The following is a 16159-nucleotide window of genomic DNA, read 5'->3' as shown; positions in this document are numbered from 1 at the left end:
GGGGGCGAGGAACGAGAAGCGAGAGGCGAGGAACGAGTGATGAGGAATGAGTGGTGAGAGGAGGTGATGCGGGGACGAAGAGTGCTGTCGTCACTCACTCTTCGTTCCTCGTTTCTTGCTCCTCGCTCTTCTCCACTCGCTCCTTTCCACCTACGCTGCCCGCCGCAATGCTTCGGTCAGCGATTCGATGCTGGCGGCCTTGGGTTTGACCAGCCAGAACTTGCCGATGTAGTCGCGGAACTCGTCGAGGATCTGCTGCGCCCAAATGCTGCCGGTCAGTTCGCGATGGCGCTGGATCAGCCGGTGGATGTGCTGGCGATAGTTCTCGAAGCCTTCCGGGCTGATCCGGTGGATGTCGATCAACTCGTGGTTGTAGCGGTCGACGAAATCGCGATCCAAGTCCAGCACGTAGGCCAGGCCGCCGGTGAAGCCGGCGCCGAAGTTCAGCCCGGTACGGCCCAGCACCATAACCACGCCGTCGGTCATGTACTCGCAGCAGTGGTCGCCGGCGCCTTCGATCACCGCCAGTGCGCCGGAATTGCGCACGGCGAAGCGCTCGCCGGCACGGCCGGCCGCGAACAATTCGCCGCCGGTGGCGCCGTACAGGCAGGTGTTGCCGAGGATCGGCGTGTTGCGCGCATCGAATCGCGCCCCGCGCGGCGGCCGCAGCACCAGCTGACCGCCGGCCATGCCCTTGCCGACGTAGTCGTTGGCTTCGCCTTCCAGCTGCAGCTGCAGGCCGCCGGCGTTGAAGGCGCCGAAGCTCTGCCCGGCGGTGCCGCGGAAATGCAGGGTCAGCGGCGCATCGGCCATGCCCTGGTTGCCGTGCGCGCGGGCGATGGTGCCGGACAGGCGGGTGCCGATGCTGCGGTCGGTGTTGTGGATCAGGAAACGATGTTCGCCGCCGGTCTTGTCGGCGATGGCGCCGGCCAGCAGGCCGTCGAGCTGGGTGGCCAGGCTGTCCGGCGATTCGTACAGGCGCTGCGCCGCGCAGCCGCTGGCGTCGCTGCCGGCACCGGCCAGCAGCCGCGACAGGTCGACGTTGACGCCATCGCGCGGGGCGACCTCGATCTGCTCCAGCAGGTCGGTGCGGCCGACGATTTCATCCAGCGTCTTCACGCCCAGCACCGACAACCATTGCCGTACTTCGCCGGTCAGCAGGCGGAAGTAGTTCTCCACCCGTTCCGGCAGGCCGGTGAAGTGTTCGCTGCGCAAGCGTTCGTCCTGGGTGGCGACGCCGGTGGCGCAGTTGTTGAGGTGGCAGATGCGCAGGTACTTGCAACCCAGCACGATCATCGGCCCGGTGCCGAAACCGAAGCTGTCGGCGCCCAGCAGCGCGGCCTTGACCACATCAAGGCCGGTCTTCAGGCCGCCGTCGGTTTGCAGGATGGTGCGCTCGCGCAACTGGTTGCGGACCAGAGCGTGGTGCGCTTCGGCCACGCCCAGTTCCCACGGCACGCCGGCGTAGCGGATCGAACTGACCGGGCTGGCGCCGGTGCCGCCGTCGTGGCCGGAGATGGTGATCAGGTCGGCGCCGGCCTTGACCACGCCGGCCGCGATCGTGCCGACGCCGGCATGCGACACCAGCTTGACCGAGACCATCGCCTGCGGATTGACCTGCTTGAGGTCATAGATCAGCTGGGCCAGGTCTTCGATCGAATAGATGTCGTGGTGCGGCGGCGGGCTGATCAAACCGATGCCCGGACGCGCGTAACGCAGGCGTGCGATCAGGTCGTTGACCTTGTGCCCGGGCAGCTGACCGCCTTCGCCGGGCTTGGCGCCCTGGGCGACCTTGATCTGCAGCACCTCGGCATTGACCAGGTATTCGGGGGTGACGCCGAAACGACCAGAGGCGACCTGCTTGATCTTGCTGCGCTTCTCGGTGCCGTAGCGGGCCGGGTCTTCGCCGCCCTCGCCGGAATTGCTGCGTCCGCCGAGCCGGTTCATGGCGATCGCCAGCGCTTCGTGCGCTTCCGGCGACAACGCGCCCAGACTGATCGCGGCGGTGTCGAAGCGGCGCAGCACGTCGGCGGCCGGGGCCACTTCGTCCAGCGGGGTCGGGGTATCGGCCTTCTTCAATTGCAGCAGGTCGCGCAGTGCCGACGGTGGCCGCGAATGGACGGTGTCGGCATAGGCTTGCCAGTCGGCCGGGTCGCCGCTGCGGGCGGCACGTTGCAGCGACATCACCACGTCCGGGTTGTACATGTGGTATTCGCCGCCGTGCACGTACTTGAGCAGGCCGCCGACCTCGGGTTTGCGCAGGTCGTTCCAGGCGCGCGCTTCCAGTTCGCGCGCCTCGGTATCCAGACGGGCCAGGTTCACACCGCCCACGCGCGCCGGGGTGTCGCGGAAGCATAGCCCGACCACGTCCGGGTCCAGGCCGACGATTTCGAACAGCTGCGCGCCGCGATAGCTGGCGATGGTGGCGATGCCCATCTTGGAGATGATCTTGGACAGGCCCTTGTAGATGCCCTTGCGGTAGCTGCGCCCGATCTGGGTCTGCTCGCCGGCCTTCTTCAGGCTTAGGATGCCGCGGCGGCCGAGATCGAACAGGGTTTGGTAGGCCAGGTACGGATACACCGCAGTGGCGCCGAAGCCGAGCAGGCAGGCGATGTGGTGTGCGTCGCGTGCGGTGCCGGTCTCGATGATCAGGTTGACCTCGCAACGCAGACCGACGTCGCACAGGTGGTGGTGGACCGCGCCGGTAGCCATCAACGCGTGCGCCATCGGCCGACCCGGCTGCGGGTAGCGGTCGGACAGCAACAGCATCACCGCGCCATCGCGCGCGGCCTGTTCGGCCTCGCGGCAGATCCGCTTCAGGCCGGCTTCCAGCCCCTCTTCCGGCGTGTAGGACAGGTCGATCAGACGGTTGCTGTCGCCGTCGTACTGCGGCATTTTCAGCAGCTGGCGCAGCTTGCGCTGGCTCAGCACCGGCGAATTGAGGATGACGTGGTTCACCGTCTCCGCGCCGGCATGGAAGATGTTGGTTTCCTTGCCCAGCTGGGTCGACAGCGACATCACGCAGTCTTCGCGCAACGGGTCGATCGGTGGATTGGTGACCTGGGCGAAGGCCTGGCGGAAATAGTCGTACAGCGGCCGGGTCTGCCGGCTGAGCACCGCCATCGGGGTGTCGTCGCCCATCGAGCCGGTGGCTTCCTGCTCGGTTTCGGCCAGTGGCCGCAGCACCTGTTCCACTTCCTCCACGCTCAGCTGGTACAGCTTGTGGTAGCTGCGCAGGGTCTTGTCGTCGAATGGCTCCTCGACCAGAGACGGGTCGATCAGCTCGGTCTGCAGCCAGGTCACGCCCTGTTGCAGCCATTGCTTGTACGGCGCGCGGCCGCGGTTGACGCGGTCGATTGCTTCCGAATCCAGCAGGTCGCCGCGCTTGAGGTCGATGGCCATCATCTCACCGGGACCGAGCTTGCCCTTGCGCACCACGCGCTCGGCCGGCAGCTCCCACACTCCGGCTTCGCTGGCGACGATGAAGTGGCGGTCGGCGGTCAGCAGCCAGCGCGCCGGGCGCAAGCCGTTGCGGTCAAGCATGCAGGCCGCGTAGCGCGCGTCCATCGACACGATCCCGGCCGGTCCGTCCCACGGCTCGGTGTTGAGGCCGTAGAACTCGTAGAAGGCGGCGAGGTCGGAATCCTTGAACTCCAGCGACTGGGTGGCAGGCGGCACCAGGATACGCAACGCCTGGATCAGTTCCATGCCGCCGGCGACCAGCAGTTCCAGCATGTTGTCCAGGCTCTGCGAGTCCGAGCCGTGCATGGAGATGATCGGATCGAATTCGGCAATGTCGAACTTCGGCGTCTTCCACACCTTGCTGCGCGCCTGCGCCCAGCGGCGGTTGCCCTCGATGGTGTTGATCTCGCCGTTGTGCGCCATCAGCCGGAACGGATGCGCCAGCGGCCAGCGCGGCAACGTGTTGGTGGAGAAGCGCTGGTGGAACACGATCGCGCTGCTGGCCAGGTCGCTACGTTGCAGGTCCGGGTAGAACAATGCCAGCTTGTCCGGCAGCACCATGCCCTTGTAGCCGATCGCATGCGGCGACAGGGTGACCACGTAATAGTCCGCGGCCAGTTCGCGCAGCGCCTGCTCGCTGCGGCGGCGGGCGAGGAACAGGGCCAGGTTGAAGGCGTCGTCGTCGTGCTCCGCGCCGGCATCGACGAACACCTGCTCGATGTGCGGCAGGGTGTCCCTAGCCAGCTGGCCGCAGACCGAGTCGTCGGTAGGCGGCACCCGCCAGCCGGTGACCGTCACGCCGACCGTGTCCAGCTCGGCTTGCAGGCGCTGCCGGCACTGCGCCGCCAGTGCTTCATCATGTGGCAGGAACACCAGACCCGCGGCGAAGCAGTCGCCGACCGCGATACCGGCCTCCTCGGCCAGTGCACGCAGGAAGGGTTCGGGCTTGCGGATCAGCAGGCCGCAGCCGTCGCCGGTCAGTCCGTCGGCCGCCACGCCACCGCGATGGGTCATGCGCGACAGCGCGGCGATCGCGGTATCGACCAGCGCACGCGACGGTTGGTCGTCCAGTTGCGCGATCATGCCGAAGCCGCAGGCATCGCGTTCGTCGCTGGGGTCGTAGAGCCCGTGGCGATTGCGGGGGGCCATTCTCATTCACCTCGAAACGGACAAGCGGAGACGTCGCGCACGCACAGGCCGCGCGCAAAAACGACGTCACCGGACGACCGACTACACCATAGTTGGTGCAATGCCGCAACACGCGTGCGGACATGGCAAAACAAGGGCTCGTGTTGGTTGCAAAGGCAACCGTTGTCGCGCGGATTTTGCGCCTGCGGAAGATGCCGCAGGCGCGGTGATGTTTGCCCGGCTCAGCCGCAGCGGATCGAGACCACCGCGCCCTGTTCGTCGAGCTCGATGTTCAGCCGGGCCGCATTGAAGTCCATCGTCACCGGCTGGTTGGGCTTGAGCGTGCGCACGACCTGTGCGCCGGCGTCCTGCCGGGCTTGGTCGACCTCGGCTTCGGTCAGTGTCTTGCCGACCGTCCATTGCGCCTGCACCGCATCGCAACTGGCGGCATCAACCGGTTCGGCGACCGGCGGCAGCGTCGCGTCGGCTTCGGCGCGTTGTTCGGCAGCGACCAGCGCGCGTTCCTGCTCGTCGGGGACCGGAGCGGAGCAGGCGGCCAGGCCGAGCAGGCAGCAAGCGAACAGGGAACGGGTCATCGGCGGCTCCGGCGCAAGGGCGATGGCGCAAGCATCGCGCAAGCGACCTTGCCGTAACGTTAATTTCCGAAGTGTACCGTGCGGGGCCTCCGCGCCGGCACGCATACAATACTTCGGGACATGCAATCGATATCAACACCCGAATCGCAAGGTTTCTCCGCTCGGCTGGGTATTGCCCTGTGCCTGCTGCTCTCCGTGGTCGCCATGTCGGCACGCGCCGCCGATGCCGATTTCGATGCCTGCCGCGACCGCCTGCGCGCCGCGGCGCCGACGGCCGGCGTGCGTGTCGACAGCTTCGACACCTGGATGCAAGGCGTCGCGCCGGACCTGAGCGTGCTGGAACTGCTGAACGCGCAGCCCGAGTTCACCACCCCGATCTGGGATTATCTGGCCGGCCTGGTCGATACGCGCCGGGTCGTCGATGGCCAGGCCATGCTGCGGCAGCATGCCGCGACCCTGGCCGAGGTGGAACGCCGCTACGGCGTGCCGGCGACCACGGTGACCGCGGTCTGGGGCGTGGAAAGCGACTACGGCCGCATCACTGGCAAGCGCCCGTTGCTGCAATCGCTGGCGACGCTGTCGTGCTACGGCCGCCGGCAATCGTTCTTCCGAGGCGAACTGTTCGCCACCTTGAAATTGCTGCAACAGGGCGACCTGCGCGACTCCGGCATCACCGGCTCCTGGGCCGGCGCCTTCGGCCAGACCCAGTTCATGCCGTCGACCTACGCACGGATCGCGGTGGACGGCGACGGCGATGGTCGTCGCGACCTGATCGACAGCATTCCCGATGCGCTGGCATCCACGGCGAACTACCTCAAGCGCGCCGGCTGGCGCAGCGGCGAGCCGTGGGGTTACGAGGTCAGGCTGCCGGCCGAATTCGATGCCTCGCTGGCCGGTCGCACAAAGCGCCGACCGCTGTCGGACTGGGTGGCGCGCGGCGTGGTCCGCATCGACGGCAGCGCAATCGTGCCGTCCGATGTGCGTGCGGCCATCCTGCTGCCGGCCGGCAAGACCGGGCCCGCGTTCCTCGTGTTGCGCAATTACGATGCCATCTATTCCTACAACGCCGCCGAAAGCTATGCGCTGGCCATCGCGCTGCTGTCCGACCGACTGCGTGGCGAGCCGGGGCTGCGGACGCCATGGCCGACCGACGACCCCGGCCTGGGTCGCGACGAGCGGATCGAATTGCAGACGCTGCTGCTGGCGCGTGGCCACGACATTGGCGAAGCCGATGGCCTGGTCGGCACCCTGACCCGACGCGCAATCGTCGCCGAGCAGCAGCGCCTAGGTCTGCAGCCGGCCGACGGCCGCGCCGGACGCAGGATTCTCGAAGCGCTGCGCAAGGACGGCATGCCGACGACAGTGCCCTGAAGCAGAACCGCAGGCGGGTTAACATTGAATGGCCGCTTTTTCGAGGTCATGCTGCAAATGAAATCTCTTGTTTCTTCCCTGTCGTTGCTGCTGGCGCTGGGTTGCGCCTCCTGTTCGCAAGTCGGAACCGATGTCACCACCGACACGGGACCGACCGTTGTGCCCGGCGGCGATATCCAGGCCGACAACCTCGCTGAAAGCCTGCGCATGCTGACTTCGGATGCATTCGAAGGTCGCGCGCCGAATACGCCGGGCGAGGAGAAGACCGTCGACTACATCGCCGAGCGTTTCGCCGAAGCCGGGCTGGAGCCGGCCGGTGATGATGGCGGCTGGTTCCAGCAGGTGACGCTGGAGCGCAGCCAGATCGACGGGCCGGTGACGGCATCGTTCATCACCGCGGCCGGCACACGCGAGCTCGTGCAGGGCGAGGACATCGCGGTGGAGACGCTGTATCCGCGGGATCATGTCGACCTGCAGGATGTGCCGCTGGTGTTCGTCGGTTACGGCATCGTCGCGCCGGAACTGCAGTGGGATGATTACGCTGGCGTGGACGTGAAGGACAAGATCGTCGTGATCCTGGTCAACGACCCGGATTTCGAAAGCGGCGAAGGCGATTTCGGTGGCAAGGCGATGACCTACTACGGACGCTGGACCTACAAGTACGAAGAAGCCGCGCGCCGCGGCGCCGCCGGCGCCTTGATCGTGCACGAAACCGCGCCGGCGGCGTATCCGTGGGCGACCGTGCGCAACGGCCGCAATGGCCCGCAGTACGACATCGTCCGCGCCGACGCGGCGCAGTACCACTTGCCGATGCGCGGCTGGATGCAGCGCGAAGTCGCCGAACGGCTGTTCCGCGAATCGGGACTGGATTTCGACGCCGAGAAAGCGAAGGCGCAACAGCGCGGTTTCAGTAGTTATGCGCTGGAAGGCGCATCCGCGACGGTGGCGTTCGACGTCAAACGCGAGCAGATCGTCAGCCGAAACGTGGCTGGCGTGCTGCCCGGCGCCACGCAACCGCAGCAGACGGTGATCCTGTCCGGACACTGGGACAGCTTCGGCGTGATCGCCGACGCCGACGAAAGCGGCGATGCCATCGTGAATGGCGCAGTCGACAACGCGACTTCCATCGCATCGCTGATTGAAATGGCGCGCGTGTTCGCCACCGGCCCGCGGCCGGCGCGCAGCCTGCTGTTCCTGGCCGTCACCGCCGAGGAAAGCGGGCTGCTCGGCGCTAAGTACTACGCCGCACACCCGCTGCGACCGCTGGAAACCACGATTGCCGACCTGAACATCGAGATGTGGAGTCCGGACGGCCCGACCCGAGACATTTCCTCGTGGGGCGTCGGCAAGGTGTCGCTGGAACGCGACCTGATCGATGTCGCCCGCAGCGAAGGGCGCAGCTATTCGCCGGACGAGAACCTGGAAGCGGGCCTGTTCTACCGCGCCGACCATTTCGCCTTCGCCCAGGCCGGGGTGCCGGCGATCACCATCGGCCCCGGCATGGACCAGATCGACGGCGGCGTGGCCGGCGGCAAGGCCGCGCGCGCGGAGTATTTCGCCAACTGCTACCACCAGCCCTGCGACGAATTCGACGACAGCTGGGACATGCGCGGCCCGGTCGAGGACACCCGCACCGTGTACCGCTTGGCCGAGCGTTTGGCCAACGGCAGCGACTGGCCGCAGTGGGACGCGGGCAGCGAATTCCGTGCCGAGCGCGAGAAGACCGCCGCCGCGCGCGAGTAGTTGGCAAGCCGCGTTGACGCCCGCCACCGGGCAGATTCGTCCCGGTTGGTCGAAACGCTTGACAGGCGCAAAGTTTACGCGTGTAATCAATAGAAATTACAGGCGTAAACAAAATGACGATCAGCGAAGCCGAAGCCGTGGTGATGGAAGTCCTCTGGCAGCGCCACCCTTTGGGCGCGGATGAGGTCGTCGAGGCGCTGTCGTCGCGTAGCGACTGGGCGGAACCGACTATCAAGACCCTGTTGAACCGGCTGTTGAACAAGGGGGCGATCCGCGCCGAGCGCGACGGACGCCGTTACCTGTATGCGCCGGTGTTACGCCGCGACGCTTGGGTTGCGCAGCAGAGTGAAGGCTTGCTGGCGCGGTTGTTCGGCGGCCGCGTTGCCCCGCTGGTCGCCCATTTCAGCGAACGCGGCAAGCTCAGCGAAGCCGACATAGCCGAGCTGAAGAAGCTGATCGCGGAGATCGACGATGAACGCTGAACTGCTGCAGGCGTTGTACGAGACCACGCTGGCCATCAGTGTCGCCATGCTGCTGGTGTTGTGCCTGCGCAAGCCGTTGCTGTCGCGCTTCGGAGCCAGCATCGCGTATGCGGCATGGGCACTTGTGCCGGCCGCCTGGCTGGCGGTATTGCTGCCCGCGCCACGCATGCAGGTAACACCGATGACCTTGCTGTCGCGGGTCGAGGTGCTGCAGCCCGCGCTGGTTATGGACAATCCGGCGATGCCGTCCTGGCAAGTGCTGGTGATTTTCACTTGGGCGCTTGGAGCGGTAGTGACCGCAGGATTGTTTTGGTGGCAGCAGCAGCGTTTCCTCCAAAGCATCCGCGGCAGCGAGTTGCGCGCCGACGGCCTGTGCCTGGCCAACGGTACTGAAGGTCTACCGGCCGTGATTGGCGCGTTGCGTCCGCGGGTCGTGCTGCCGGCGGATTTCGATGCCCGTTACGACGATGTCGAACAAGAACTGATCCTGTGCCACGAAAGGATCCACATCGCACGCCGTGATTTGCAGGCCAATGCATTGTTTGCCGTGATCCGTGCGCTGTACTGGTTCAACCCGTTGGTGCATTTCGCCGCGCGGCGCTTCCGCCGCGACCAGGAACTGGCCTGCGACGAACGCGTGGTCGCACGCCATCCCGATCAGCGCCGCAGCTATGCCAACGCCATGTTGAAAACGCATATGGAGTCGTCACCCCTGCCTGTTGGCTGCCATTGGCAGGCATCCACCCCGCTCAAGGAGAGAATCGAGATGCTGAAGAAACATGCTGTGAATTCGAAGCGATCATTTGCCGGCGCCCTGCTGGTGTCGATACTGGTACTGGCCAGTGGCTATGCAGCCTGGGCTGCTCAGCCTGTCCAAACCCCGAGGGCCAATGCGCCCGTAACAAACGAACGCACGCCGGCGCCCGTTTATCCGGCCGAGGCGGCAGAACAAAAGATCAGTGGTTCAGTCATATTGCTGGTTGACGTTGCCGAAGATGGCAGCGTCAGCAATGTGGTGATCGAAAAATCGCAACCGGAGGGCGTTTTCGATGCGACCACCCTCGAAGCGGTGAAGCAATGGAAGTTCCAGCCAGCCATCAAGAACGGCAAACCTGTGACCGGTCGGGTCAGGGTGCCGGTAACATTCGAAGCCGACGAACCGGAAGCAGCGCCACCCGTGAATCAAGGTTGAGGCTTGGGAGCTGGATTGACGATCGGGGCGATGTGCTTCAACTGTTGGGCACTCAACCTTCTGTGTTCTCTGCTCGCTTCCTGCGCTCGAACCACCACAGAGCCGTGGCCAGCAGCAGCCAGCCGAGCAGCCACGGCCAGGATGGGCCGCGGCGCGGCTGGCCGGCACGGGTCGGCGCGGATGCAGGCGACTGTGCGGCCAGTTGCAGGGTCGCGTCGCGTCGGAGCGTGGCCTGCAGGCCCGGGCCGTCGTCGCGGGCGAACACGTAGAACGGCAGTCGCTGCTCGCCCTGCTGCAACCAGTGCCATCCGGACTGCTGCGGCCATGCTGCCGCGCAGGCGCCGGGGACGATCGGATCGATCAGCAGCGGTGTGACCTGGCCGTCGGGCGCGAGCAGGCGGGCGCCGTCGTTGAGTTCACACAGCACGATGCGGCTGTCCTGCCAGGCGGGCGAGGCCAGCGCGACCTGCGGTGAATGCATGCCGCGGGCAAGGGTGGCGAACACGCGGCTCCACAGTTCGCCGTGGCGGTCGCCGCGTCCACCCAGCGCCAGGCGGTAGCTGTCGGTCACGCCGATCACGCCGATCCGGCCACGGCCGTGAGCCGTCCATGCGGCTAGTGTCTGCCCACGGACATCGTGCAGGATCGGCAATGCTGCCTCGCCTGTGATGCGCAGGTCGCGCCGTTGCAGCACCGGCAGGGCAGTGGCCGCAGTGTCGGGTGCGCGCGGCGCATCGGCGGTGCCGGGGCCGATGCGTGCGTGCAGGCGCGCGGACAGCTCGCCGTCGCTGGCGTCGAAGTCTTCGCCCAGTGGCGCGTCGATCAGCTTGTCACCGGCCGTGCTGCGCAGGCCCCAGGTCTGCAGTTGACGCCGCAGGTCGGAAGGCAGCGGGCCGGTGGCGCGCAGCAGCAGGCCTAGGCCGGAACCGACGGCATTGGTCAGTGCACGCCGTTGCCCGGCCGACAGCGATTGCCAGGCGCGCTCGTCCAGCACGAGCAAATCGAATTTGCCCAGCGAGGCGGCATCCATTGCTACCGGACCGTCGCCAAGCTGGACGCCGGCACCGGCATCGATGCGGGTATGCAGGTCGAAGCCGGCATCGACGATCCAGCGGCGCAGGTATTTCAGTTCCGGATTCGGTGCGCCGGCCAGCACCAGCACGCGTAATTTCGACGGGGCATCGATCCGCAATGGCAGTGGCATGCGCTCCAATGGCTGGCCGTCCGAATCTATGATGCGCACGGCGTAGGTCGCCAAGCCGGCCACGCGGGTGGTGCCGGCAAGATGGAAACGGCCGCCTTCGTCCGGCGATTGGCGGTCCAGCACCTGACCGGCGGGGTCGAGCAGTTCGACTTGGCCGTCGTCGATGCTGTGCACGCGACCCCGCACGGTAAAGGCGTCGCCGCTGCCGGCGCGTGACGGCGCTTCCAGTTCGACCAGACCATTGGGTTCCGGCGGCGCGGTAAAAATCAGCGGCAGGTCGCGCGCGGCATCGCGATCGCGCGTTTCCAGCCCGGCACCGATAATCTGCAAACCCTGCGTGCCCGGATGCCGGCGCAAGGCGGTCGCCAGATCGGGCACGCGTTCGGCGCCGACGACGGCCGGGGCTTCCGGCAGGGCGACCCGGGTTTCGCCGGCGGCTTCCGGCGGAATGTCGGTGGCCCCGGCGGTCAGCACCAGCATGCGGCCGCCTTCGGTGGCGATCTGTGGCGGGAACATTGCCAGGTACAGCAGGCCGGCGAGCACGGGTTGCGCCAGCAGCAGCACGATCAGGCGACCGTGGCGCGACGGTTGCCCGGCCTCGCGCCGACGTTGCCACCGCAACAGGCGCAGCCACGCCAGCACGGTGGCCAGGCTCAGCAGCAGGGCGCAGGCGAGTGATGGCGTCATGGTGTATCCCCGCCCGGCAGGGCGTCCAGATAACGCTGGCCCTGCGCATTGCCACTGTCGCGGCGCAAGACGCCGGCGGGCGGGCGCGGCAACAGTGGCCACAGCAGGCCGCGCAGTTCAGCGCGGCAGTCGTCGCAGTCGGGCTGCTGGCGCAGCGCATCGATTGCCGCGTACAGCGACAGTGCATCCGGCGCGCGTCCGGGATGCCGGCGCAACCAGTCGTCCAGTGCGTCGAGATCGATCTCTGCGCGGGTGTCCGCATCCTGCGGGCCGAGTGCCTGCCACAGCGCTTCGATCTCCGGTGCGCCGGCGTCATCGCGGCGTTGCAGCGACGAGACGCGCGAAGCGATGCCGTCGCGCTTGCCGCCCAGCCGCCGGCTTTCGTCGATCGGCGGCAGTTGCGGACCGACCCGGGCCAGGTAGATGCGACTGGCCTGCTGCACTTGCTTGATGAACTCCAATGCCTTGTAGGCATAGGGCAGCGCCTGGTCGGGACGGCTCTGGCGCAGATGCAGTTCCGATTGCCACATCTGGTCCAGCGCCTTTTTCAGGGTGGCGCGGGTTTCCGGATCCAGCAGGGTCGCGGCTTCGGCGTGGTCGTGGGTGTGGCCGTATTCGGACAGCACGTCCTCGGCGCTGCCGAATATCGGCGAGGCGTCGGTGTCGGCTCCGCCATGATCGTGATCATGATCGTGCAGGTCGGCGACCGGTGAGGCGGGTTCTTCTGCGTGCTCAAGGTCATGATCGTGACCATCGTCGTCGTTATGGTCATCGTCATCGTGATCGTCATCCGCGACCGGCAGCGGTGGTGGTTGTGGCGCACCCTCGGCTTCCTCGCCGAGGAACTGGCCGTAGCGCAGGCGCAGGATGCGCTGGTCCACGCCGATCGTGTCCGAACGCTGCACGAAGCTCGGTTCGTCCAGTTGTCGCTTCTGTTTCTGCAGGGCTTCGGCGTCGATGATGATCTGCCGCTGGCTGCGGAAATACGCCGGCAGGGTCCGCTTGACCACGGCCTCGATGCCGGTCGGCGCCGCGCCGAGCCCGGTCGGCCAGCGCAGGATCAGGCTGGGGCTGCGCGTTTCCTGCGGCTGCGGACGACGGTTGTCGTTGACCAGCAGTTGCACGATCAGGTCGTCACCTTCGGCAAGGCCGAGGGTGGCCAGATCCAGTCGCCGGGAGAAGCGCTTGCGCGCCGTCGCGCCGCTGCCGGCCAGTGCGATCCGTGATTCCTTGAAGGTGATGTTCTCGCCGCTGCCCTGGGCCAGCACCACGCGCAGTTGCGCGCTGTTGGCCACGCCGTAGTCGTCGTCGGCTTCGAAGGCGACGTCCCACTGGCGCTGGCCCGGCGTCATCAGGGTCAGGCTGCGGTCGGGTTGCAACACCCGCACTTGCGGTGGCCGATCGGGAATGGCGTCCAGGCGATACAGTCGTCGGGTTTCGTCGATCACTCCGGTCGCCTCGATGCGGTACAGCGCCGATTCGTCCAGTACGGCATCGGCTTGCCAGGCATCGTCGCGCAGTTGCAGCGGCAGGCGCTTGCCGTCGTGGAAGACCAGGGCCACCGCGTCCGGGGTTCCGTCGTAGCGCAGCGACCAGTGCAGGCGCGAATCCTGCGGTGCCTTGACCTGCAGGTCGGCACCGTTGCGCGCCGACAGTCCGGTGTACGCCGGCGGTTGTACGCGCAGCTGTGATTCGACCAATCGCGGCGGTGCTTTCATCACGGTGTCCGGTGTGGCGGTGGACGGCCGTGTCGCATCGGCAGGCACCGGCACCGTGCGCGGCCACCACAGCGCGAAGGCTGCGATCGCCAGCAGCACAGCGGCACTTGGCAGCAGCGTGCGCCACGGCCACGGCGAACGCAGGTCCAGCGGGTCGGCGGCCAGTCGTTGCTGCAGGCGCTGTTGCTGCATGCGCGGCAGTGGAGCCAGCGCATCGGCATCGGCCAGCAGCAGGTCGGCGCTGTCTTCCATGCCGGCGCGTTCGTCGTTGAGCCGGCGCTGCAACCAGACCGGATCGTGCCGTCGCCAGCGCTGCCACAGCAGTGCGAAGGCGATCGGCGCGCTGATCGCGACCATGACGATGGCCGCCATTGTGCCGCCGAAGCGCCAGGCCACGGCGGCCAGTGCCAACAGCAACGGCATGACGAAGGCCAGGTCGATGCCCAGCCGGCGACGTTGCGCCTGTTGCAGAAGGCGGCGCGGCAGCGGCGGCAGGGTCATGGCGACGGCCCCCGCGTGCGGCGGGTGGCCAGCCAGCGCTCCAGCAGGAACAGGAATGCCAGCAACACCGCCAGCCACGGTTGCAGCGACAGCGGCGGTTGCGGGTAGGCCTCGCCATCGGCGGTCGGGGCATAGGCTTCGGCGGCGGCCCGTGTCGGTGCGGCGCTGGCCGGTTGCAACAAGGCCAGCAGGCGTTGCGGGAATTCGGGTTCCAGCAGCACCGGCATCGCCTGCGGTTGCAGTGGCAATGCGAAACGCAGCAGGCGGCCACGGCCCTGGGCAGTGCCTTCGACCAGTGTCCGTCCTTGCGCATCGCGCCACAACGGGACGAACGACGGGTTCGCCGAGATCACAGTGTCGCGATCCACCAGGGCGGTGCCGCCGGACTCGATCCAGTCCGCGACCGCGGCCGGGAGCTCGCCGCCACCCAGCCACAGCAACGGTCGTGACGTGGCTTCCAGCGGTTGCGAGGCTGGCGCGAACGACAGCGCTGCATCGTCTGCGGTTTCGGCATCGGTCCGCCAGGCGCGGGCGGCGGCGCGCAGATAGCGCAGGCCTTTGGCGTCTTCGCGATAACGGACGAAGGGCCGTGCCGGCGGGGTCGGTTTGCGTGCGTCGTTGTCGGCCGTAGCGGCGACGATGCGCCAGTCCGGCTGGCGCGACAGCCGCGGTCGTTGCGCGTCGGCGCCGTCGAAGTGCTCGGGTACGATCACGGTCAGCGGTGTCGCGGCCGGCAATTCGGCGTCCAGCTGGCGCAGCAGGCTGGCCAGCGGCATGGCATTGGCGGGAGCGGGAACCTCCTGCTCCCGTGCCGGGAAGCCTTCGGCCAGCCAGTGCAGGCGGGCATCGGCGGGCAGGCTGTCGCGATCGAGAGCGGCGGCATCGACGCCCGGCGCGATGGCCACGTAGGGACGCGGGTCTTCGCGACCGAGCAAGACCGGTTGCGCCAGCCACACCGCCAGTCCGGCCAGCAGCAGCAGGCGCAGCAGCAGCAGCGCCCATTCGTCGAAGCGGATGCGGTGGCGCGGGCGCGGCTTCTGCCGCAACCATTGCAACGCGGCGAACGGCGTTGGACGCATCTCGCTGCGCCGGGCCAGATGCAGCAGCAACGGAATCAATAGTGCGCCGAGCGCGGCCAGGGCGGCGGGCAGCAGCAGCGACAGGCTCATGCGTACTCCGCCGCGTCATGGCGGCCGAACAACTTGCGCAGCGGCAGGTCGGGCGCTTCGTCCAGCACGTAGCGCGCATGGCGGATGCCGGCGGCATCGAAGCGCGCATCCAGCGTCGCCTGCGCCCGGCCGAAGCGGGCCAGGTATTCCTCGCGCATCGCCGCGCCGTCGCCGAGCAATTCCTCGCCGGTTTCCGGATCGTGGAAGCGATGGCCGCCGCGGAACGGGAAATCGCGCTCCTCGACGGTCAGCAACTGGATCGCCAGCACTTCGCGCCGCGCCGCCGCCAGCCGTTCGGCCAGCGCGACCGCGTTGTCGTCGAAACAGTCGCTGAGCAGGACCACCAGGTCGCGGCTGCCGATGCGCTCCCACAGCGGTGTCAGCCGCTCTTCGGACGGAAACGCGCCGCCGGCGCGCAGCGCGCGCAGTTCCAGATGCAGGCGATCACGCTGGCGGGTGCCGGTGTCCGGCGGCAGCAGGCGTAGGCCATCGACATGCAGGCCGACCAGGCCGAAGCGGTCGCCCTGGCGCAGCGCCAGTTCGCCGAGGCAGGCGGCCAGGCAGCGCGCGGCATCCAGGCGCGACCACTGCGGCCGTCCGCCGTCCGCCTGCGCCATCGAAGCGCTGGCGTCGAGCAGGATCCACACGTCCAGCGGACTTTCGCGTTCGGATTCGCGGACGAAGAACCTGTCCGAGCGCGCGTACAGTTTCCAGTCGATCTGGCGCAGTTCGTCGCCCGGTTCGTAGGCGCGGTATTGGGCAAATTCCAGTCCGGCGCCGCGACTGCGGCTGTGATGCAGGCCGATGCCCTGCACGCCGATGGCATGGCGCGAGGTCAGGCGCAGTTCGCCAAGGCGAATGCGCAGCGCGGGCGGAATCAGTTCGCCGCTCACCGGAAGCGTCCGC

Annotated in this window: 10 protein-coding genes; 4 read left to right on the top strand and 6 right to left on the bottom strand. The window is 67.5% G+C overall.

Translation table 11 applies throughout. The annotated features are described in order from the left end of the window. Positions 1–150 precede the first annotated feature (150 nt). Positions 151–4611 (bottom strand): glutamate synthase large subunit, encoded by a 4461-nt coding sequence (gene gltB, locus CSC70_RS01850; RefSeq protein WP_162454926.1) that lies wholly within the window; start codon positions 4609–4611, stop codon positions 151–153. 221 nt (positions 4612–4832) lie between these two features. After that, a complete protein-coding gene (locus tag CSC70_RS01845) occupies positions 4833–5186 on the bottom strand; it encodes an I78 family peptidase inhibitor (protein WP_162454925.1) in 354 nt (117 codons plus the stop codon). A 120-nt stretch (positions 5187–5306) separates the two neighbouring features. On the opposite strand from CSC70_RS01845, the gene CSC70_RS01840 reads away from it, so the two are divergent. The 4 genes from CSC70_RS01840 (at position 5307) to CSC70_RS01825 (ending at position 9974) form a co-directional block, all read left to right on the top strand. Next, positions 5307–6557 (top strand): lytic murein transglycosylase, encoded by a 1251-nt coding sequence (locus CSC70_RS01840; protein WP_425501497.1) that lies wholly within the window; start codon positions 5307–5309, stop codon positions 6555–6557. Between the two features lie 57 nt (positions 6558–6614). Next, complete coding sequence (locus CSC70_RS01835) at positions 6615–8300, top strand: M28 family metallopeptidase (RefSeq protein WP_162454924.1); 1686 nt, start codon at positions 6615–6617, stop codon at positions 8298–8300. A gap of 113 nt (positions 8301–8413) precedes the next feature. Further along, positions 8414–8782, top strand: coding sequence for a BlaI/MecI/CopY family transcriptional regulator (locus CSC70_RS01830; protein WP_162454923.1), 369 nt, complete (start codon positions 8414–8416; stop codon positions 8780–8782). Further along, positions 8772–9974: a TonB family protein gene (locus CSC70_RS01825; protein ID WP_162454922.1), complete on the top strand. Its 1203-nt coding sequence runs from the start codon at positions 8772–8774 to the stop codon at positions 9972–9974. Before CSC70_RS01830 ends, CSC70_RS01825 begins: the two co-directional genes overlap by 11 nt. Before the next feature lie 52 nt (positions 9975–10026). On the opposite strand, the gene CSC70_RS01820 is transcribed toward CSC70_RS01825, so the two are convergent. From CSC70_RS01820 to CSC70_RS01805, 4 genes are read right to left on the bottom strand one after another with little or no spacing between them, the layout of a single operon-like run. After that, a complete protein-coding gene (locus tag CSC70_RS01820) occupies positions 10027–11865 on the bottom strand; it encodes a carboxypeptidase regulatory-like domain-containing protein (protein ID WP_162454921.1) in 1839 nt (612 codons plus the stop codon). Further along, positions 11862–14084, bottom strand: coding sequence for a DUF4175 domain-containing protein (locus CSC70_RS01815; RefSeq protein ID WP_246189291.1), 2223 nt, complete (start codon positions 14082–14084; stop codon positions 11862–11864). The genes CSC70_RS01820 and CSC70_RS01815 overlap by 4 nt, the downstream gene beginning before the upstream one ends. Continuing rightward, positions 14081–15253, bottom strand: a complete 1173-nt coding sequence (locus tag CSC70_RS01810) for a BatA domain-containing protein (protein ID WP_162454919.1) — start codon at positions 15251–15253, stop codon at positions 14081–14083. The genes CSC70_RS01815 and CSC70_RS01810 overlap by 4 nt, the downstream gene beginning before the upstream one ends. After that, positions 15250–16146, bottom strand: coding sequence for a DUF58 domain-containing protein (locus tag CSC70_RS01805; protein ID WP_211369389.1), 897 nt, complete (start codon positions 16144–16146; stop codon positions 15250–15252). Before CSC70_RS01805 ends, CSC70_RS01810 begins: the two co-directional genes overlap by 4 nt. Positions 16147–16159: the final 13 nt, after the last annotated feature.

It is taken from the genome of Pseudoxanthomonas kalamensis DSM 18571, assembly GCF_010211745.1.
GTDB classification, from domain to species: domain Bacteria; phylum Pseudomonadota; class Gammaproteobacteria; order Xanthomonadales; family Xanthomonadaceae; genus Pseudoxanthomonas_A; species Pseudoxanthomonas_A kalamensis.
This window is presented reverse-complemented; position numbering and strand designations above follow the sequence as displayed.